Source organism: Acidaminococcus massiliensis, assembly GCF_900095825.1.
GTDB lineage: Bacteria > Bacillota > Negativicutes > Acidaminococcales > Acidaminococcaceae > Acidaminococcus > Acidaminococcus massiliensis.
The window spans coordinates 1012464-1033439 of the sequence record NZ_LT608315.1; the positions used below are offsets into that span (position 1 = coordinate 1012464).

Genomic DNA, 20976 nt, shown 5'->3' on the forward strand with positions numbered 1-20976 from the left:
AAGGGACAGTGTATGGAAAAGAAAATCTACAAGATTGCGGTGATCGCTGGGGACGGGATCGGCCCAGAAGTACTGGCAGAAGGCATCAAGGTGCTGAACCGGACAGCGGAGCTGGATGGGTCTTTTGCCTTTGATTTCACCTATTTTCCCTGGGGCTGTGAATATTATCTGAAGAACGGGGAAATGATGCCGGAAGACGGCATTGAACAATTGTCCCATTTTGATGCCATTTACCTGGGTGCAGTGGGCTATCCTGGGGTTCCTGACCATATTTCCCTCCGGGGACTTTTGATCAAGATCCGCAAGAGCTTCGATCAGTATGTGAACCTGCGGCCGGTGAAGCTGCTGAAAGGGGCTCCCTGCCCCCTGGCCGGTGTGAAGCGGGAAGACATCGACATGGTGTTCGTCCGGGAAAACAGTGAAGGGGAATATGCCGGCGCCGGTGCCTGGCTGTACAAGGACACCCCGCGGGAAGTGGTGATCCAGGACAGCGTGTTCTCTCGGTTCGGGACGGAACGGATCATCCGGTATGCCTATGACCTGGCCCGGAAGGAACACAGATCCCTCACCAGCATCTCCAAAGGGAATGCCTTGAACTATTCCATGGTGTTCTGGGATGAGATCTTCAAAGAAGTGGGGAAAGAATATTCCGATGTAGAAACCCATTCCTACTTGGTGGATGCGGCCAGCATGTTCATGGTGAAGGATCCCAAACGGTATGGGATCATCGTCTGCTCCAACTTGTTCGGGGATATCCTGACGGATCTGGGGGCGGCCATTTCCGGCGGCATGGGCCTGGCGGCTGGCGCCAACCTGAACCCGGAACGGAAGTATCCGTCCATGTTCGAACCCATCCATGGCAGTGCGCCGGATATTGCCGGCCAGGGCAAGGCCAATCCCCTGGCATCCATCTGGTCCGCCAGCCAGATGCTGGATTTCTTCGGGCACAAGGACTGGGGCAAGAAACTCATCGACATCATCGAGACCATGATGGTGGAGAAAAAGGTCCTGACGCCGGATATGGGCGGCACCGCCACCACCAAAGAAGTGGGGGACGAAGCCGTACGGCTGTTGGAAAAATAACAAAAGAGCTGCCGCATCGCGGCAGCTCTTTTGTTATTTACATTGATCGAAGGCCTGGGCCAGGTCGTCCCGCAAGTCTTCTTTGTCTTCCAGGCCTACGGAGAACCGGAGCAGGGTGTGGGTGATGCCCTTTTCTTCCGCTTCTTCCGGGGTCAGGTCCGCATGGGTCTGGGTGATGGGATAGGTGAGCAGGCTTTCGGTGCCTCCCAGGCTTTCCGCGAATTGGATCAGCTGGATCTTTCCCAGGATGGTCTTGGCGGCTTCCGGCGATTTCACATAGAAAGAAATCATCCCCCCGAAGCCGCTGGCCTGTTTCTTCTGGATGGCATAGCCCGGATGACCGGGCAGGCCGGGATAGAGGACCTTTTCCACCAGGGGCTGGGTTTCCAGCCACTGGGCCAGGTACAGGGCATTTTCCTGATGCTGTTTCATCCGCACCGGCAGGGTCTTCAGGCTCCGGAGCATGAGCCAGGAATCAAAGACGCTGAGCACGGCCCCTGTGGTCTTGTAGATGGTCCGCAGCCGGGCGGCCGTATCCTGTTCCCGGCTGATCACAAAACCGGCCAGCAAGTCATTGTGTCCGGCCAGGTACTTGGTGCCGCTGTGGAGCACGATGTCCGCCCCCAGCGTCAGGGGACGCTGGAAATAGGGGGAGAGGAAGGTGTTGTCCACGATCACCAGGAGCCCGTGTTTGTGGGCCAATTCACTGAGGGCTTCCAGGTCGGTGATTTCCATGGTGGGGTTGGTGGGCGTTTCCAAGTAGATGGCCTTGGTAGCCGGAGTGATGGCTTTTTCCACGGCTTCCAGATCGCTGGTGTGGACGGCGGTGAAGGAAAGCCCCAAAGGTTCGTAGGTGGTCCGGAACAGACGGAAGGAACCGCCGTACAGGTCGAAACCGGTGATCAGGTGGTCGCCGGGGGCAAAAAGCCGCATCACCGCATCGATGGCCGCCATGCCGGAGGAAAAGCACAGAGCATCGGTGCCCCCTTCCAGGGTGGAAAGGACTTTTTCCAGTCTGGCATGGGTGGGGTTGGATTCCCGGGTATAGGCCCAGCCGGTGGATTCTCCCAAGCCGGGATGGGCGAAGGTGGATGTGAGATACAGAGCAGGGGAAACGGCCCCCGTGGCATCGTTGGGGCCGCCTCCATGGATACAGGCAGTGGTGAATTTCATGATTTTTTCCTCCTTGCAGGCACGATCGTGCCGCGAACACATAGTATTTTTATAGGAATACATTACTTGTTCCAAGGGAATTTGTCAAGTGCCTGAAAACGGCCTGCAGACAGGGAAAGCGGGGTAAAATGGTTTTCTAAATGAAGGGACTGTGATATAATCATTTGGTAAAACTGGTTCCGGCGGGCCCTGATAGCCTGCTGGAATAGATTTTCGATAGGCGGTGAAAAAATGAGCGTTACAGTCAATGATGTAAAGCATATCGCAAATCTGTGCCGGTTAAATGTTCCGGACGATGAAATGGACAAGTTTGTTGAGCAGTTCAACCAGATTTTGAATTATGCTGAAATCTTAAAGAAAGTGGATACCCAGGGAATCGAGCCTTCTCCCTATGTGCTTCCCATCAGCAATGTGCTGCGGGAAGATGTCCCTGTGGTGAGCCTGTCCCATGAGGACGCCATGAAGAATGCACCTGAGGAATATGAAGGCGGCTTCAAAGTTCCCCGGGTGATCGAATAAGAGGAGGCAGAACAGTGGCTTTATACAGAGAAACTGCACATGAGCTCCACGACAAGCTGGTCAAAAAGGAAATCAGCTCTGTGGAACTGACCAAAGCGGTCTATGACCGGATCGATGAAGTGGAAGACCAGGTCAAGGCCTATATCACCCTGGACAAGGAAAATGCTCTGGCCCAGGCAGCCAAGGTGGACAAGATGATCGCTGACGGGGAAACCATCAAACCCCTGGCTGGGATCCCTGGTGCCATCAAAGACAACATCAGCGTCAAAGGGGTACGGATGACCTGTGCCTCTAAGATCCTGGAAAACTTCGTGCCGGTGTACGATGCCCATGTCATCGAAAACCTGCGGAAAGACGAGACCATTTTCCTGGGCAAGACCAACATGGATGAATTCGCCATGGGGTCCACCACGGAAACCTCTCATTTCCAGATTACCCACAATCCCTGGGATCTGTCCCGGGTGCCCGGCGGTTCTTCCGGCGGCAGCGCAGCCAGCATTGCAGCCGGGGAAGCCATCTGGTCCCTGGGTTCTGATACCGGCGGTTCCATCCGGCAGCCGGCTTTCTTCAACGGCTGCGTAGGGCTGAAACCCACCTACGGCCGGGTTTCTCGGTACGGCTGTGTGGCTTTTGCTTCTTCCCTGGATCAGATCGGGCCCATTGCCCGGGATGTGACGGATGCGGCCCTGGTGCTGAACACCATCAGCGGCCTGGATGCCCATGATTCCACCTCCTATGATGCACCGGTCCCTGATTACACCAAGGCCCTGCGCCAAGATGTGAAGGACCTGACCATCGGCCTGCCCAAGGAATACTTCGGGGAAGGCACGGATCCCAAAGTGGCAGCCCAGATCAAATTGGCCGCCAAGAAGTTCGAAGAACTGGGTGCCCATGTGATCGAGGTCTCCCTGCCCCACACGGAATATGCCGTGATTACCTATTACATCATCGCTCCGGCAGAAGCTTCTGCCAACCTGGGCCGTTTCGACGGTGTCCGGTACGGCTTCCGGGAAATGGCTGCAGAAAGTGCTCCGGAAATGATGCGCAAGACCCGTACGGAAGGCTTCGGCAAGGAAGTCCGCCGCCGGATCATGCTGGGGACCTATGTGCTGAGCTCCGGCTACTATGATGCTTATTATAACAAGGCCATGCAGGTCCGGACTCTGATCCGCCAGGACTTTGCGGAAGCTTTCAAGAAATGCGATCTCCTGCTGACTCCTACCTCCCCGGTGGTGGCCTATCCTCTGGATGCCAAGATGGATCCTCTGACCGTCTACATGCTGGACGTGACCACCATTCCTGTGAACATGGCCGGTCTGCCCGGTATCTCCATTCCCTGTGGCTTTGTAGACAACATGCCGGTGGGGGCACAGCTCATCGGCAAGCCCCTGGGCGAAGAAACCCTGCTGCGGGCAGCTTATACCTTTGAACAGGCTACGGATTTCCATAAAGCCGTGGCACCTCTGGGAGGTTTGAAATAATGACAGAATATACAACCGTAATTGGTCTGGAAGTCCATGCAGAACTGAAAACCAAGACCAAGGCTTTCTGCTCCTGCTCTACGGAATTCGGCGGTGCCCCCAACACCCATGTATGCCCGGTGTGCCTGGGCATGCCCGGGGCTCTGCCCGTCATCAACAAGCAAATGGTGGAATTTGCCCTGCGGTTTGCCCTGGCCGTCAACTGCGAGATCCAGCGCTACAGCAAGTTCGACCGGAAGAACTACTATTATCCGGATCTGGCCAAAGCCTACCAGATTTCCCAGTTCTATCAGCCCATCGCCCTGAACGGGCATCTGGACGTGAACGTGGATGGGGAAACCAAACGAATCGGCATCACCCGGATCCATATGGAAGAAGATGCCGGGAAATTGGTCCATTCCGGTGCTTCCATCAGCACCTCTGATTTCTCTGCAGTGGACTACAACCGGGCCGGTGTGCCGCTGATCGAAATCGTATCCGAACCGGATATGCGGTCTGCGGCGGAAGCCCGTGCCTATATGGAAAAACTCCGGGCGTACCTCCAGTACACTGGGGTCTGCGACGGCAAGATGCAGGAAGGCTCTATGCGCTGTGATGCCAACATTTCCATTATGCCTGTAGGGGCCAAGGAATTCGGCACCCGGGCAGAAATCAAGAACCTGAACTCCTTCAAGGCCCTGGAAAGAGCCATTGAATATGAAGTGGAACGGCAGAAGGAAATCTTGGAAGACGGGGGCCATGTGGTCCAGGAAACCCGTACTTGGGATGATGCCCAGGGCATGACCTTCTCCATGCGTTCTAAGGAAGAAGCCCACGATTACCGGTATTTCCCGGAACCGGATCTGGCACCCATCATCATCGAAAAAGAATGGGTGGAAAAGGCCAAGAGCGAACTGCCGGAACTGCCGGATGCCCGGAAGGCCCGTCTCATGGATGAGAAAGGGCTGGATGACTATTCTGCAGAACTGATCGTGGCTGACAAGAAGATGGCGGAATACTTCGATGCAGCCGCCAAGGAAACTGACGACGCCAAAGGCGTGGCCAACTGGATCCTGGGAGATGTATCCGCTTACCTGAACAGCAACAACTGCGGCATCGGGGAATTCCCCGTGTCTCCGGCTCATCTGGGTCAGATGGTGGCCCTGATCAAGAAAGGTGTGCTGTCCAGCAAACTGGCCAAGAAAGTCTTTGCAGAAATGCTGAAGAAGGATGAAGCTCCGGCAGATCTGGTGAAGAAGCTGGGCCTGGAACAGGTCAGCGACGAAGGGGCCATCCAAGCTATGGTGGACGAAGCCATCGCCGCCAATCCCCAGTCCGTAGCCGACTACAAAGCCGGCAAGGACAAGGCCATCGGCTTCCTGGTAGGCCAGGTCATGAAGAAATCCCGGGGCAAAGCCAACCCGGGTATGGTGAACAAGCTGATCATCAAGACCATCAAGGGTGAATAAAAAAGAGCTGGTGCTCAGGCACCAGCCTTTTTTTGTGCCAAAAACTTCACAGCTTTGTGCTTTCTTTTTCATAGGCGCCTGTTATGATGGGCGTACGAAAAAGGAGGGGAGCAGGATGCTGCAGCAAAGTTTAAAAGGATATTGGCGCTGGCTGCTGATCGGAGCCATGCTGCCGGGAATCTTCTTGGGACAGATGGACAACCCTCTGCAGCATCGGGTTCCCCGCTATCTGGTACGGTACAATCAGGGCGGGCTCAGTCTGGGGCTGCTCCAGTGGCCGGAAAATCTCCAGGCGGTCCGGTATGAACTGGAAATCTTCTCCCAGGTCCCGGAGGAACTGGATCCGGAACAGCCGGTGGAAGGAGCGGTCTACCGGAATGGAGAGATCTATACCAACCGGATCCTGCTAGATGAAGGCAAACTGCCTTCCCTGGATGACGGCCTGCCTCTTTTCTGGCGGGTACGGGCTTATGATTTGGATGGAAATCCCATCAGCAGTTATTCCCAGCCGAAAGAACTGCAGGCGACCCTGGTACGGGAACTGCGGGACGCCCCTGTGCCCCGGAGCCGCACCGAAGGAGAAAATGGCATGGCATTATTGTATCCGGTCTATTCGTATACTGCCCTGCCCGGTGCCCAGCAGTATGAAGTGGAAGTCCTTGACCAGATGCCGGAACAGACGGAAGGAATCCTGCCTTCCCGGCACCGGGTCTATGCGGAAACCACCACCCTGACGGATCTCTATGACAAAGCGCCCCGGATCGGGACGTATTACTGGCGGGTCCGGGGGATGGACGGCAGGGGCCGTCCGCTGGGAGAATGGAGCCTGCCGGAAAAGGTTTCTCTGGAACCTTCCGGACAGGTGGAAGTGGGGATCTACGGGGACAGCATTTCCCACGGGGGCGGGCACCTTTCCTTCAGCCCGACAGATGCTGCTTACAGCTATGCCCATTACCTTACGGTGCCCACGGTCAATCTCTCAGAAAGCGGAGATACCAGTGAAATGATGGTGGAACGGTTCAGGCGGGATGTCCTGCCCTTCCGCCTGAAAACCCTCCTGATCATGGGCGGTTCCAACAGCCTGCGGGATGGAACGGATCCGGACGAAGTCATTGCCGACTTGAAGACGCTGCAGGCCCTGTGCCGGGAAAACGGGATCACACCGGTGCTGCTGACTTTGGCTCCCATCAATCCAGAGAATATCCGAAAGGCCTTTGATGAACCGACGGACCGGGATTGGCAGGAGTCCTTCCGGAAAGTGAATGCCTACATCCGCACCCAGCCTCATATCGACGTGGCCGCACCTTTTGAAGCCATGGGGCCGGAGCTCCCCACGGAAATGGCCTTGGATGGACTCCATGGAGATGTGGCCATGAAACAGATCATGGGCCAGGTGATCAATGCACATGTGAAGGAGTTTTTATAAGGGACTATGGTATAATGGCCCTATGCAGTAAGGGGGGAGATACCATGGACAAAGAGAATTTGAAAGCTTTCTGCCGGGGGCTGGGATTGACGGAAGTGGGAATCGCCCCTGGCCGGCTGCCGGTGCCTGATCCCCTGCCGGAAGTGTGTCCCCTGGCAGCTGGCAAAGGCCCTGAACGGTACGATCTGGCCCGGCTCCTCCCTGGCTGCCGGGCAGCTGTAGTGGTGCTCTTTCCCTATTTCCTGGCGCCGGTGGAGGAAAGCAATCTTTCCCTCTACTGTCAGCTGACCGATTACCACAAAGTGGTCCCGCTGTATCTGGAGAAAATTGCCGGCTGGCTCCAGGCGCAGGCCCCGGCAAGCCAGCAGATGGCCATTGTGGATACTTCGCCTTTGGCGGAACGGGACTTGGCGGTCCAAGCCGGGATTGGATTCCTGGGGGATAATGGCTGCCTGATCAACGATACGTACGGTTCCTGGTGTTTTGTGGGGGCGGTCCTGACCACCCTGCCCTTGGTGCCGGATACGCCTCGGCACAGGGAATGCCTCCACTGCGGCGCCTGCAGCAGGAACTGTCCGGGGGATTGTTTCCAGTCCGGGCAGTATGAGTACCGCCGCTGCAAATCCTACCTGACCCAGAAAAAGGGGGAACTGACAGCGGAGGAAACTGCCATCATCCAGAAAACTCCGCTGGTTTTCGGCTGTGATGAATGCCAGAAATGCTGTCCCTACAATGCCCGGGCAAAGGAAACTCCGCTGCCGGAATTCCACCAAGACAGGATCCCTCGCCTGGAAAAAGAGAAGCTGGAAACGATGACCAACCGGCAGTTCCGGGAAGCCTACGGAGACCGTTCCTTTGCCTGGCGGGGGAAAAGGATCCTGCTGCGGAATTTGGCACTGGCGGCTGGGAAGAAATAGCCTGCAGGGACTCCCTTGGCTGGAATGAAATAAATATGATACAATCAGGATATATTTCCCATGGAATATGATGGATTGTGGCAACTTGTCCGAGGAGGTGCTTGCATGGCTCAAGAGAAAAGGATCCCGCTGCCCCGGGATCTGATCCAGTTTATTTTTGAAGCGGCCTATATCCAGCGCTGGAACGATCATATCCGGCCCCAGGGGTTTACGGAACTGGATAAGCAGGCCCATAAGATGATGATCCTCTATGTCTTGGCCCGGTATGAGGAACAGGACCATGGGGCCAGCCTGGACTGGCAGGTGCTGGTGGAAGGGGGCATCTTCGAATTCCTCCATCGGGTGGTGCTGACGGATATCAAACCGCCGGTATTCCACGAACTCATGAGGAAAAGCGGCCATCAGCTGAACCAATGGGTCTACAAGGAACTGGTCCGCCGGGTCCCGTCCTTAAAGGGCAGTGCTTTTATGGACAAAATGCAGCAGTACCTGGATGGAGACAGCCATCCTCTGGAAAAGCAGCTGATCCGGGCTGCCCATTATCTGGCTACAGAGTGGGAATTCCGGATCATCTATCATATGAATCAGGGAATCTTCGGGGTGGAAGAGATCCGGGAGCGGATTGCCGATGAAATCGAAGACCATTACAATCTGGCCGGAGTCCAGAAAATCGCCATGAACGGGAAAACCCGGAAGTTCGTGGATCTAATCGGCAAATTGCGGTTCCAGAAGCGCTGGTCCCAGTCTCCTCGGGTGCCGGAGACTTCTGTCATGGGCCATGTGCTGATCGTAGCCATCATGGGATATTTTTGCGGAGAAGCCATGGGGGCCTGTAAAGCCCGGCTGGTGAATGACTTTTTGGGAGGGCTGTGGCACGATCTGCCGGAAGTCCTGACCCGGGACATCATTTCTCCCATCAAGCGCTCCATCGAAGGACTGGAGGAACTGATCAAGGACATCGAACAGCGGCAGATGGAAGAGATCCTGCTGCCTTTGCTTCCCGCCAGCTGGCATGAAGACATCCTGAATTTTACCGTCCATGAGTTCGAGAATCGGATCTGGGAAAACGGAAAGATCCGGCTGCTGGAGAGAGATATCCCGGAACAGTACAACAAGGATGAGTACAGCCCAGTGGATGGCCGGGTGCTGAAGGGATGCGACCATCTGGCGGCTTTCCTGGAGGCCTGGCTCAGCATCCAGTGCGGGATCACTTCTTCCCATCTGGCCGGAGTGGTAGAGGCCCTGCCCAAGGCTTACCAAGGAAAGAGCATCGGTGGGATCGATTTCGGAAAGATTTATGAACAGTTTCGCTAAAAAAGAGGTGTGGAACAACCCATGGGTTGTCTCACACCTCTTTTTCCCTGCAGAATGCGTTGATCGTTTCTAGAAAGGCATCACCGTATTTTTCATCCTTATGCTGTCCTACCCCGGTGACCTGGAGAAATTCTTCATGGGTCCGGGGAAGGCAGCGGCACATCTCATGGAGGGTCCGGTCCCCGAACACCACGAAGGGCGGCACCATGGCCTCTTCCGCCAGATGTTTCCGCAGGGCCTTGAGCCGGCCGAACAGTTCGGCACCCATTTCCTGGGTAAAGCCTTCCGGCAGTTCCAGTTCCGGAAGGTCTTTTTTCTTTTTCCGTCCGGATTTGCCATTGGACAGGGAGCCTGCTTCCTTCCGGAGCAGCACACGGATGGAAGTATCCTGGAGCTCCCAAATCTTTTTTGCGATCTTCAGAACCGGGTATTTGTCCCGGGTGATCAGCAGATAGCCCTGATCCAGCAGATTTTGGATCATTTCTTTGATTTCTTTCAGGGAATACTGGTGCAGGGCACCGAACATCCGCAGCCGGGCAAGGCCCGTTTCCTCCACCCGGGTGGAGCGGCTCCCTGCCAGGGTATTGGCAATCAGGGTGATCCCGTAAGGACGCCGGGCTTCGTGGATGCATTTCACGATTTTTTTGGTTTCTTCTGTCATGTCGATCTCTTCATATTCACCGTTGCAGGTGGAACAATGATTGCAGCGGGCAGGGGCGGCCTCACCAAAATAATGGAGAAGGGTCTGGCGCAGACAGCTGGTGGTCTGACAGTAATGTTCCATGGCATAGAGCTTCCGGAGATTGGCTTCTTCCACTTCTTCCAAGACTTCGCTGGATTCTTTGTGTTCCAGCAGGAAGCGCTGGATGACCACATCCTGGGGAGAAAACAGCAGGATGCATTGGGAAGGCTCTCCGTCACGGCCGGCTCGTCCGGCTTCCTGGTAGTAGTTTTCCAGGCAGGAAGGCATGTTGTAGTGGAGTACATAGCGGACGTTGGATTTGTCGATCCCCATGCCGAAGGCGTTGGTGGCAATGATCACCAAGGCCCGGTCGTACTGGAAATCCTCCTGGGCCTTCTGCCGTTCTTCCTGGCTCATGCCTGCATGATACCGGGCTGCCGGGATCCCTTTGCTGCGCAGGCTGTCATACAGATTGTCCACATTCTTTCGGGTGGAACAGTAGATGATGCCGCTGTCATCTGGATGATCTTTCAGGAACCGGAGAACCCAGGCATCCTTGTCTTGGGGATGTTCCACCCCGAAATACAGATTGGACCGGTCGAACCCGGTGACCAGGATCCGGGGATGATGCAGTTCCAGGCTCTGGAGGATGTCTTCCCGCACCTGTTCCGTGGCGGTCGCTGTGAAGGCGCCCACCACCGGCCGCTCCGGAAGGAATTCCAGGAAATCCAGGATCCGGGTGTAACTGGGACGGAAGTCCTGTCCCCACTGAGAGATGCAATGGGCTTCGTCCACGGCCACCATGGAGATATCCGCCTCTTTGGCAAAATCCCGGAACAGCTCAGTTTCCAATCGCTCAGGTGCCACATAGATCATCTTATAGGCTCCGGCACGGGCTTGTTCCAGGGTGGTATAGAATTCCCGGCCGGAAAGAGCGCTGTTGATGTAGGCCGCTTTGATCCCAGCCGTTTCCAGTGCCTGGACCTGATCCTGCATCAGAGAGATCAGCGGCGAGATGACCAGGGTGATCCCAGGAAAGAGCAGGGCTGGGACCTGGTAGCAGAGAGATTTGCCGGCCCCGGTGGGCATGATCCCCAGTACATCCCGGCCCTGGAGCAGGGCATCGATCAGGACCTCCTGTCCCGGACGGAAAGAAGTGTATCCAAAATACTTTTTTAGGACTGCAATCTTGTCCATACAGGAAAATACCTCCTTTGGAAAGAAAATCAAACTGCTGTTTGTTCCAATCATAACGAAATTCCAAAAAAAATGCAAGGAAAGCCACACTTGATTAATTGTATACAAAATACAAAAAAATAAACAGTTATTTCTGAATCGTGCTATAATGCAATCGTAAGGGTTTTGTAAGGGTTCAATAGATACAATTTTAGGAGGCGTTACAAATGAGTCTGTTTGAAATGGCAAAAATCCCTATGGAAAAAGCAAGCAAACTGATTAATCTGGATCCCAACGCTGAGGCTGTTATCTCCCAACCTGAACGTACTCTGGAAGTCAGCATCCCTGTAAAGATGGATGACGGCCATGTAGAAGTATTCACCGGCTACCGTTCCCAGAACAGCACGGTACTGGGGCCTGTGAAGGGCGGCGTGCGGTATCATCAGAACGTTTCCATGGACGAAGTAAAGACCCTGGGTTTCTGGATGACCACGAAATGCGCCATCGCTGGACTGCCTTACGGTGGCGGCAAGGGCGGCATCATCGTAGATCCTCGGAAAGTCTCCAAGGGTGAACTGGAAAGAATCACTCGTGGTTACATCGACCGGATTGCTCCGATCATCGGGGAAAAGAAAGACATCCCTGCTCCGGACGTGAACACCAATGCCCAGATCATGGCTTGGATGCTGGACGAATTCTCCAAGATCAACTGCCAGTACACTCCTGGCTTCATCACCGGGAAAGCCGTCAGCATGGGCGGGTCCCTGGGACGGACTTCTGCAACGGGCCGGGGCGTCGTAACGGCTGCTCTGGAACTGCTGAAGAGAGAAGGCATCAAACCGGAAGATGCCACCCTGGCTATCCAAGGCTTCGGCAACGTAGGTTCCTGGACCGCTAAATGTGCGGCTGACAAAGGCCTGAAGATCGTAGCCCTGAGCGATATCAGCGGCGGTATCTATGATCCCAATGGCTTCGATCCGTATAAAGTGGAAGAATATGCCCAGAACAACGGCGGCGTGATCAAAGGCTATCCTGGCGCAAAAGCCATCAGCAACGAAGAAGTGCTGGAACAGGATGTCACCGTGCTGATCCCTGCTGCTCTGGAACTGCAGATCACTGGCAAGAACGCCGACAAAATCAAAGCAAAGATGATCGTAGAAGCAGCCAACGGCCCGACGGACGCAGATGCAGATGCCATCCTGGAAAAGAGAGGCATCCCTGTGGTTCCCGATGTGCTGGCCAACGGCGGCGGCGTAACCGTATCCTACTTTGAATGGGTACAGAACCTGTACAGATACTTCTGGACGGAAGAAGAAGTCATCGACAGACAGGAACAAATGATGGTCAAAGCCTTCGCGAATGTGTATGATGCAGCCAAGAAATACAACACCACCATGCGGGTAGGTGCTTACATCGTAGCTCTGAATGCGCTGGCAGAACCCCTGAAACTGAGAGGCATTATCTAATAGAACCCTACAAACGGAACCTGTGCCCAGACGGCACAGCAGAAAACCCCGGACATGGACTGTCCGGGGTTTTCTGTATGGGGGATGGGATAAAGCGCAGCAGGAGATGGGGCAGGATCAAATCAGGGCTTTCCGCCAGATCCCCTGATGCCAGCGCCAGAAGAACACCAGGCCGCGGCCGCATTCATCCATAGCCATGGCAATCCAGATGCCCACCAGGCCCCAGAGCAGATGGACGCCGAAATACCAGCTGCCCAGGACCGAAACGCACCACATGAAAATGATCCCGATGGTGATGGGCGCTTTCACATCTCCAGCTGCATTCAGGGCCATGACCATGCACATATTCACAGCCCGGCCGATTTCCAGGAAGATGTCCACGAAAAGGATCATCTTGCCCAGGGTATGGACTTCCGGATCCTCCGTAAAGAGAGAGAAGACAGCATCGCTGTGGGTGTAGACCAGGACGGCCAGGCTGCCGGAAAGGAGCATGGAAATCAGGATGGTAAATTTGACCCGTTTGTCCACTTCCCCGTTATTGTCCGCTCCTTTGAAATAGCTGACCAGGATCTGGGTGGCCATGGCCAGGGCCTGGGAATAGAGGTAGCTGATCATAGCAATGATGTAGGCGTAGACCTTGGTGGTGATCACGGCAATGCCGAACAGGTTCACGAAGGTCATGATGGTGGTCTGGGACAGCTGGTAAGAAAAGGTTTCCCCAGCGGAAGGGATGCCCAGGTACAGCAGCTTGCCCAGGGTCTTGCGGGGGAAAGGGCGGAGATGGGCGAAAGAAAGTCGCAGGGGGGTCTTTTTGTGGAGAATGTGTACTACCAGCAGCAGTCCCAAGGTCTTAGCCGTATTGGTGGAAATGCATACCCCGGCTACCCCCAGGGAGGGGATGGGGCCCAGGCCGTGGATCAGGATCATGTTTCCCCCGATGTTCAGCAGGTTCATGATGGTGGAGCAGAGCATGGTTTCCCGGAGCAGGCCGAAGCCGCGGAGAAAGGCGATAAAAGCCATATACGCGCTTTGCACGATGACAAAAAGTCCGATCCAACGCAGGTACAGCTGGGCTTCTGTCCAAATCTCTCCCGGGACACCCAAGATCCCTAGGAAGAAGCCGGGAAAACAGAACAGTACCAGGCTGATCAAGGCTCCCAGACCAAGATTCAGGCCCAGGGAAACAGAACAGACCTGGCTGGCTTTTCCCATATCTCCTGCCCCCCGGTAATGGGCAATCAGGATGGTGGCCGCCTGGGAAAGGACGGACAGGGTCAGGATGATCATATTCACGATCATATTGTCGTTTCCCACAGCTGCCACCGCATCTTGGGAATAATGGCTGAGCATGAACTGGTCCATGTTGGGGACCATCATCTGGAGACCGATTTCGATGAAGATTGGAAGAGACATGGCGAAAACCGACCATCTGCTTTTATATTCCTGCATCACAAAACAGTACCTCCCCGTGAATGCCATAGGATTTTTTATTTCTTTATGCTAGCATAGGGGCAGGGTCATTACAAGAGAGAAAGAAAAAGTCGGGGAATGTGGAATTTTTAGAAAAATTCATTTATAATGGATAGCAGTCAATAGAAGATGTATACGTCAGGGGGGTTGCATATGGAAAACAAAGAACGCAGAGATACAATCCTAAAAATGCTGCAGCAAGCGTCTAAACCGGTTACGGGAACAGAGATGGCCAGGGTCTGTCAGGTCAGCCGGCAGATCATCGTAGGAGATATCGCACTGCTGCGGGCCAGCGGGACACCGGTCATATCCACACCCCGGGGCTACCAGCTCCACGCTTTCCATAAACACGGATGTCAGGAATCTTTCCTGTGCAAACATGGTCCAGAGCTGGTGGAAGCGGAGCTCGATGCCATTGTGGACAACGGGGGAATTGTCCACAATGTAGTGGTGGAACATGAGGTATATGGTTTCATGGAGGGAGAACTGAATCTGAAATCCCGGCGGGATGTGCAGCTCTATATCCAGCGGATGAAGAAGACGAAGGCGCCTCTTTTGTCCAGTATGTCCAATGGGGTCCACACCCATCTGGTGGAAACCGAAACAGAAGAAGAGATGGAAGCCATCCACAAGGCCCTGGAAAAGCTGGGGGTGCTGGTGGGATGAAAGAAGGGGCTGTGAAAAAATGATTTCTCATTTTTTCACAGCCCCTTTTGCATCCAGCACCATTCCTGCCAGGATGATGGCGAAGCCGGCAAGGACCATGGGGCCCGGGTACTGGTGGAGGAACAGGGCTACCCACAAAGGTCCCAGGATCATTTCCCACAGGGCTAGCACCGAAGCCTTCCGGGCGGGGATCTTCTGGACCCCCAGATTGAAGAATCCGTAGCCCCCGGCCACCTGGACCACCCCCAGGATCAGCATCAGCCCCCATTCCTGGCCGTCCATGGCCGGCAGGGCAGCCCGGGCGGTGGGGAACAGGACAAAGACCGCCAGGGCGGTGAACAGGTTCCCGATGGCGGTGATTCCCAGAGCATTGGTCCGGGTGGCTTTTTTGGAGGCCAGGCTCATGCCTGCAAAGAAAATCCCTTCCGTGAGGGCAATCAGGTTCCCCAGAGGATGGGAATCCCCACTGCCTCCGGAGAGCATAAAGCACACGACCCCGGACATGATCACCGCCACCGGCAGGAAGGCCCGGCGGCTGAAATACCGGGTCTGGAACCAGTACAGCAGGAACAGCCAGATGGTGGCGGTGTACTGCATGCCGATGGCAATGGCGGCGGAAGTCAGGGACAGGGAAACGATCACACTGAGACACAGGGCACAGTAGGCCAGGACATAAGCCAAGAGGTACCGGTTCCAGGCGATTTCCCGGGGCCGCACAAAAGGCAACAGCACCAGCCCGGCGATCAGGGACCGGAGTCCGCAGATCAGGAAGGGGTCCAGGGTCAGATACTTCACCAGAGGGGAATTCAGGCTCCAGCAGACAGCTCCCAGAAGGACTAGGGCGCTGCCGGACAGGGCAGGGAGACGGGGCATGGGGATACCCTCCTTTCCAATGAGGAAAAATTCGTACTTGACGTTTAATCACGATTAAAATATAATCATGATTAGAAATTAGCTATATTATAAAAGCGGCCTGAAAAATTGTCAACCATCTTCCCGGAACGGGAATCAGGACCAGCAGTCAGGAGGTGCCCTGCCCCATATGGAAAACCAGAATCAGGAAACCCAAAAACAACAGCGAAAGGAACTGACTCTCCGGCAGAAGCGGAACATGATGTATTTTGTGGAAGCCACGGAGAAAATCCTCAAGGAAGAGGGAATCCCCGGAGTGACCATCCGGCGGATCGCCGCCGAGGCCGGGTACAACAGTGCCACCCTCTACAACTATTTCCAGGACCTGGACGAACTGATCCTGTTCGGATCGGTGTGCTTCCTCCGGGATTACCTGCTGAGCCTGGCCAGGCACCTGGAACCGGAGATGACTGCCCTGGAACGGTACCGGACCATCTACCGTTGCTTCAATGAAAGAGCCTTCCGGTTCCCTGAAATCTTCTACAACATGTTCTTTGGACGGTACAGCGCCAAACTGGGCCATGTGATCCAGGTCTATTATCTGGACCTGTTCCCGGAAGAACTCCAGGGATTGCCTGCGGATGTCCGGGAAATGGTGGTCCGGGGCACCCTGGTGGAACGGGACCAGGTAATGATGAAGAGCCTAGTGGAAGAAGGGTATGTGGCCGGAGACCGGGCCTCGGAAACCCTGGAAATCATCGTGGCTCTCCATGGCAGCTACATCCACCGGGCCTGCCTTTTGGGCAGCAGCCTGGACCGGCCCCTTCTGGAAAAGCAGTTCCTGCACATTTTCGACTATGTCCTGGCAGCAGCCAGACCCGGGGAAACCACCCGGGGCAACCGTGATCAGACAGTCTGAAAAAGGAGTGGTACAAAATGGCGGAAGAAAAGAAAAAAGGCTTCAAGCTCCATGCTCTGAACCCCATGGTCCTTCTGGGCATCATCATGTTCCTGGCCTTCCTGGCCTCTTACATCGTCCCGGCCGGGGAATACAGTCGGGTGATGAACCCCGTCCTCAACAAGGAAGTGGTGGATCCCGCCACCTTCCATTACATCCAGCAGCAGCCGGTGAGCCCCTTTTATCTGTTCCAGTCCCTGACCCTGGGACTCCAGAACGCAGCGGAAATCATTTCTTTCCTGTTCATCATCGGGGGCATGTTCGCCATTATGGACGCTACCGGAGCCATTAATGCCGGACTGTCCAATGTGGTGGAAAAAATGAAGGGCAGGGAACTGATGATGATCCCGGTGTGCATGGTGCTTTTCAGCCTGCTGTCCGCCTTTGCCGGCTGCTTTGAAGAATTCCTGGCCTTCACCCCTCTGGTGATCGGGGTTTCCGTGGCCATGGGGTTTGATTCTCTGACCGCCATTGCCATTGTGTTCTGTGCGGCGCCGGTGGGCTATGCGGGAGCCATGACCAACCCCTTCACCATCGGGGTGGCCCAGGGCATCTGCGGTCTGCCCATGTTTTCCGGTATGGGACTCCGGGCTGTGCTGTTTGTGGTGATGAACATCGTAACCATTCCCTATGTGATGTGGTATGCCAACAAAGTCCGGAAGAATCCGGAACTGAGTACGGTCCGGGAAGAAGACCTGCTGTACAACAGCCATCTGAAACTCCAGGAAACTCCGGTGATCACCCTCCGGCACAAACTGGTGCTGGTGCTCTTTGTGGCCACCATCGGCGCCGTGGTCCTGGGCGTACTGAAATTTGACTTCTACATCAACGAAATGGCCGGGCTGTTCCTGGTGTGCGGGATCCTGGCCGGGATCATCGGGGGTCTGTCCTCCGGGGAAATCGCCGATGCTTTCCTGGCCGGCTGCAGCAACATGCTGTTCGCCAACCTGGTCATCGGCATGTGCAACGCGGCGGTGCTGATCATGCAGAACGCCCACATTATGGATACGGTGATCCACTACATGGCCAGCCTGCTGAACGGGCTGCCACCCACCCTCAGTGCCTGCGGCATGTTCATCGTCCAGGATCTGTTCAACGTGCTGGTGCCTTCCGGCAGCGGCAAGGCGGCCATTACCATGCCTCTGTTTGCCCCGCTGGCGGATCTCATCGGGGTCACCCGGCAGACGGCTGTGCTGGCCTTCCAGATGGGGGATGCCTTCACCAACGTGTTTGCGCCCACCAGCGGGGAAGTGGTGGCCGCCTGTGCCATGGCCCACATCTCCTTCGGGAAATGGTTCCGCTGGCTGGCGCCTCTCTTTGCCATCTGGTGCGTGGTGGCCATGGTGTTCATGGTGATCGCCGTCCAGATCCACTATGGTCCGTTCTGACAAGGAGGCAGTATGATGGAAAAAGAAAATTTCGGCAGCCTGGAAGAACTGCTCCGGCATCCGGTGTTCCGGCACTTTGCCCGGATCTGCCAGATCCCTCACCCTTCCTTTAAGGAAACGGCCCTCAGCGATGCCCTGTTCCAGTGGGCCCGGGAAAAAGGCTATGCCGTCCGTCAGGATGAATGGAACAATGTGCTGCTGCGGAAGCCGACTTCCCCCGGATACGAAAACCGGCCGGGGGTCATGCTCCAGGCCCATCTGGACATGGTCTGCCAGAAGGGAAAGGGGGTGGAACACGACTTCCTACAGGATCCCATCCATCTGGAACTGGAGGGGGATATCCTGTCCACCGGAGGGCGGACCACCCTGGGGGCCGATGACGGCATCGGGGTGGCGCTGGCTCTGGCCCTTTTGGAAGACGGGTCCTTTGCCCATCCGGAACTGGAAGTGCTGCTGACCACCGCCGAGGAAGAAGACCTTAGCGGGGCCCAGAATGTGGACGCCAGTGATTTCCGGTCCCATTACCTGGTGAACATCGACAATGCGGTGGAACGCCATTCGGTAACCGGCAGCTGCGGAGGCTTCGGGGTGAACTTCCACCTGCCGGTGACCTGGGAAGCGGTGCCGGAAGGGTCCCGGTTCTTCCATCTGAAGGTGGAAGGGCTCCAGGGAGGCCATTCAGGGGAAGACATCCACCGGGGCCGGGGAAACGCCAATATTTTCCTGATCCGGATGCTCCTGTCCGCCCGGAAAGAAATGCCCCTCCGGCTGTCTTCCCTTCATGGAGGCACCTTCCGGCTGGCCATTCCCCGGGATGGGGAAGCGGTGGTGCTGGTGCCCCGGGGCAAGGAAGAAGCCTTCCTCCAGGCGGTGAACGCTGCAGCGGAAGATCTGCGCCGGGAATACAAGGCCGTGGCTGCTAATCTGAAGATTTCCGTGGAAGAGACCCAGGGACCGGACAACGGACTGGTGGTGTCCCGGGAAGTGACGGACAAGTTCATCCAGGTGCTGGTGCTGTCTCCCAACGGGATCTCGGAAATGCACGCCGCCGTGCCCGGGGTGGTCCAAAGCTCCGACAATCTGGGAGAAATCCGTCTGGAACGGGAACAGAACCGGCTGGTGGTGGTCTACGAGATCCGCACCTCCTTCCGGTCCAAGGCGGAATACATCTGGGACAAGATCCATCTCCTGGCCCAGATGGTGGGGGGGACCTGCGAGAAATTCGCCGCCTATCCCGGCTGGCCCCATGATCCGGATTCCCGGCTGACGCCCCTGGTCCAGCAGGTGTATGAGGAAACCTTTGGAGAAAAAATGGACGCCACTCCCATCCATTCCGGCCTGGAGTGCGGATGCCTGATCGAGAAGAAACCGGACCTGGACGCCATCTCCCTGGGCCCCGACTGCTGGGACCTCCATTCTCCCCAGGAAAGGCTCAGTGTAAAGAGCACCATCAGGATGTATGAGTTTTTGAAGAAGCTTCTGGAACAAATTGCATAAAAAATAAGGGGCAGTGAAGAAATAAAAGATTCACTTCTTCACAGCCTCTCTGGTCGCAACCCGCGACCGGGGGTGTGGATTTTCTACACCCCCTTCTTTTATTTCCCCAGCAGCTGGATAAAGGCCCGGACTGCGTATGGGGTAAATTCCCTGTCCGGCAGCAGGGCATGGAAGGTGCGGATGCATTCCCGATCAGAAAGCCTGAAGAACAAAAGGGTTTCGCTGTCCCGAGAAACCATGGCATCACTGACAAAGGTGGCGGCCAGTCCATGCTCTGCCAGACGGTATGCGGTGGCCAGCTGGGAAAGCATCAGTTTGACATGGGGAGTGAAGCCGGCTTCCCTGAACAGGATCTGACAGCGCTGATGGAGGTTGTTTCCTGGGGCCAGAAGGATGAAGGGCAGATCCTGGAATCGGGCCAAAGGGAGGGAGGGACAGTCCGGCTGACCGGCCCGGCCTTCCAGCACATCCTGGCAGGTCAGGGCACTGGGCAGCAGCGGATCAGGCAGTGGATAGGAACGGGGCACAGCCAGCAGGATCTGGTCCTGAAAAGCCCGGTAGTGATGGCTGTGGTGCCGGATGATGGTTGGATCGCAGCTGAAGGTCAGATCCAGGTCTTCTCTTTCCAGAAGGGATAGAAGGGCATCAGAACCTTCTTCAATGAGCTTCAGCTGGATCCTGGGGTATGTTTCTGCAAAGGCTGTCAGCAGGTCGGGGATTTTGTAAGAAAGGATATAATGGCTCCCTCCGATGGTGAGACTGCCTGTCTGGAGATCTTTCAGCTGCTGGACTTCCCGGTCCAGATCTTTTTCCAGGTGCTGCATTTTCCGGATGACTTTCAAATAAAGGACACCGGCTGGGGTCAGCTGTATCGGGCGCCGGTTCCGGATGAACAGAGGCATGCCGATCCGGGCTTCGATCTTCCGCAGGGCGATGCTCAGGGCAGGCTGGGTGATAAATAGTTTTTCTGCGGCCCGGGTAAAACTGCCCTCCCGATAAATGGTGTAGATGTATTCATAGTCGGCCTTCATGGAATCCACCTTTTCTTATAAAACTAATTTATAGAATTATATATATGATAAATTGGATTATATAGTAAAAGAATGATATTGTAAATATAAGAAAAATCAAGGAATTCCGAAGGGGAGGAAAAGCATGAAAATCAATGGACTGCTGATGGACGACCAGGACAATGTGGTCACCTGTGTGGCCGAAATCCGGAAAGGGGATCAGGTGGTGTATCTGAAAGACGGGAAAGAGGAAACCCTGGAAGCAAAAGAAGACATTCCCTTCTGCCACAAGATTGCCCTGGTGGATCTTCCTCAGGATGGGGAAGTGGTCAAATATGGAGAACTGCTGGGAAAGACCCGGGAGACCATCGAAAAAGGGCACTGGGTTTCTGACCGGAACATCTTCAGTGTACCCAGAGATTATGAACTGGAATTTGTGAAAGAATAAGG

At 55.4% G+C, this 20976-nt stretch carries 18 protein-coding genes; 13 read left to right on the forward strand and 5 right to left on the reverse strand.

Annotated features, from left to right (window positions below; genetic code table 11):
- Positions 1–12: 12 nt before the first annotated feature.
- Positions 13–1083, forward strand: coding sequence for a tartrate dehydrogenase (locus BQ2657_RS05020; RefSeq protein ID WP_075579646.1), 1071 nt, complete (start codon positions 13–15; stop codon positions 1081–1083).
- Between the two features lie 33 nt (positions 1084–1116).
- Here the strand turns inward: BQ2657_RS05020 and BQ2657_RS05025 are convergent, their stop codons facing one another.
- Complete coding sequence (locus BQ2657_RS05025; protein WP_075579647.1) at positions 1117–2256, reverse strand: trans-sulfuration enzyme family protein; 1140 nt, start codon at positions 2254–2256, stop codon at positions 1117–1119.
- A gap of 231 nt (positions 2257–2487) precedes the next feature.
- Here BQ2657_RS05025 and gatC point away from each other — a divergent pair, with 231 nt between their 5' ends.
- The 6 genes from gatC to BQ2657_RS05055 all read left to right on the forward strand — a co-directional run bounded on the left by gatC (position 2488) and on the right by BQ2657_RS05055 (position 9361).
- A complete protein-coding gene (gene gatC / locus BQ2657_RS05030) occupies positions 2488–2775 on the forward strand; it encodes an Asp-tRNA(Asn)/Glu-tRNA(Gln) amidotransferase subunit GatC (protein WP_075579648.1) in 288 nt (95 codons plus the stop codon).
- A 14-nt stretch (positions 2776–2789) separates the two neighbouring features.
- Positions 2790–4256, forward strand: a complete 1467-nt coding sequence (gene gatA / locus BQ2657_RS05035) for an Asp-tRNA(Asn)/Glu-tRNA(Gln) amidotransferase subunit GatA (RefSeq protein ID WP_075579649.1) — start codon at positions 2790–2792, stop codon at positions 4254–4256.
- On the forward strand, positions 4256–5704 hold the full coding sequence (gene gatB, locus BQ2657_RS05040; protein WP_075579650.1) for an Asp-tRNA(Asn)/Glu-tRNA(Gln) amidotransferase subunit GatB: 1449 nt from the start codon (positions 4256–4258) through the stop codon (positions 5702–5704). Before gatA ends, gatB begins: the two co-directional genes overlap by 1 nt.
- Before the next feature lie 115 nt (positions 5705–5819).
- A complete protein-coding gene (locus tag BQ2657_RS05045) occupies positions 5820–7130 on the forward strand; it encodes an SGNH/GDSL hydrolase family protein (RefSeq protein WP_075579651.1) in 1311 nt (436 codons plus the stop codon).
- A gap of 44 nt (positions 7131–7174) precedes the next feature.
- Positions 7175–8047: an epoxyqueuosine reductase gene (locus BQ2657_RS05050; protein ID WP_075579652.1), complete on the forward strand. Its 873-nt coding sequence runs from the start codon at positions 7175–7177 to the stop codon at positions 8045–8047.
- 105 nt (positions 8048–8152) lie between these two features.
- Positions 8153–9361: an HD domain-containing protein gene (locus BQ2657_RS05055; RefSeq protein ID WP_075579653.1), complete on the forward strand. Its 1209-nt coding sequence runs from the start codon at positions 8153–8155 to the stop codon at positions 9359–9361.
- 31 nt (positions 9362–9392) lie between these two features.
- Here the strand turns inward: BQ2657_RS05055 and recQ are convergent, their stop codons facing one another.
- Positions 9393–11240, reverse strand: a complete 1848-nt coding sequence (gene recQ, locus BQ2657_RS05060) for a DNA helicase RecQ (RefSeq protein ID WP_198524516.1) — start codon at positions 11238–11240, stop codon at positions 9393–9395.
- 206 nt (positions 11241–11446) lie between these two features.
- On the opposite strand from recQ, the gene BQ2657_RS05065 reads away from it, so the two are divergent.
- Entirely contained in the window at positions 11447–12685 is a 1239-nt protein-coding gene (locus BQ2657_RS05065) for a Glu/Leu/Phe/Val family dehydrogenase (protein WP_075579655.1), read from the forward strand.
- 117 nt (positions 12686–12802) lie between these two features.
- Here BQ2657_RS05065 and BQ2657_RS05070 read toward each other — a convergent pair whose 3' ends face one another.
- The gene (locus BQ2657_RS05070) at positions 12803–14098 is read right to left on the reverse strand and encodes an MATE family efflux transporter (protein ID WP_222704319.1); all 1296 of its coding nucleotides are present in this window, start codon (positions 14096–14098) and stop codon (positions 12803–12805) included.
- A gap of 210 nt (positions 14099–14308) precedes the next feature.
- Here BQ2657_RS05070 and BQ2657_RS05075 point away from each other — a divergent pair, with 210 nt between their 5' ends.
- Positions 14309–14821 carry a transcription repressor NadR gene (locus tag BQ2657_RS05075; RefSeq protein ID WP_075579657.1) on the forward strand — a complete coding sequence of 171 codons (513 nt, stop codon included), beginning with the start codon at positions 14309–14311 and terminating at the stop codon, positions 14819–14821.
- Positions 14822–14848: 27 nt separating this feature from the next.
- Here BQ2657_RS05075 and BQ2657_RS05080 read toward each other — a convergent pair whose 3' ends face one another.
- Positions 14849–15694, reverse strand: a complete 846-nt coding sequence (locus tag BQ2657_RS05080; RefSeq protein ID WP_075579658.1) for a DMT family transporter — start codon at positions 15692–15694, stop codon at positions 14849–14851.
- Between the two features lie 169 nt (positions 15695–15863).
- Between BQ2657_RS05080 and BQ2657_RS05085 the strand changes: the two genes are divergently transcribed.
- From BQ2657_RS05085 to BQ2657_RS05095, 3 genes are read left to right on the forward strand one after another with little or no spacing between them, the layout of a single operon-like run.
- Positions 15864–16592 carry a TetR/AcrR family transcriptional regulator gene (locus tag BQ2657_RS05085; RefSeq protein ID WP_075579659.1) on the forward strand — a complete coding sequence of 243 codons (729 nt, stop codon included), beginning with the start codon at positions 15864–15866 and terminating at the stop codon, positions 16590–16592.
- Between the two features lie 17 nt (positions 16593–16609).
- A complete protein-coding gene (locus BQ2657_RS05090) occupies positions 16610–18019 on the forward strand; it encodes a YfcC family protein (RefSeq protein WP_022487466.1) in 1410 nt (469 codons plus the stop codon).
- A gap of 12 nt (positions 18020–18031) precedes the next feature.
- On the forward strand, positions 18032–19516 hold the full coding sequence (locus BQ2657_RS05095; RefSeq protein WP_083236179.1) for an aminoacyl-histidine dipeptidase: 1485 nt from the start codon (positions 18032–18034) through the stop codon (positions 19514–19516).
- A gap of 98 nt (positions 19517–19614) precedes the next feature.
- Here BQ2657_RS05095 and BQ2657_RS05100 read toward each other — a convergent pair whose 3' ends face one another.
- Positions 19615–20547, reverse strand: a complete 933-nt coding sequence (locus BQ2657_RS05100) for a LysR family transcriptional regulator (RefSeq protein WP_075579661.1) — start codon at positions 20545–20547, stop codon at positions 19615–19617.
- 124 nt (positions 20548–20671) lie between these two features.
- On the opposite strand from BQ2657_RS05100, the gene BQ2657_RS05105 reads away from it, so the two are divergent.
- Positions 20672–20974: a UxaA family hydrolase gene (locus BQ2657_RS05105; RefSeq protein ID WP_075579662.1), complete on the forward strand. Its 303-nt coding sequence runs from the start codon at positions 20672–20674 to the stop codon at positions 20972–20974.
- The last annotated feature ends 2 nt before the right edge of the window (positions 20975–20976 follow it).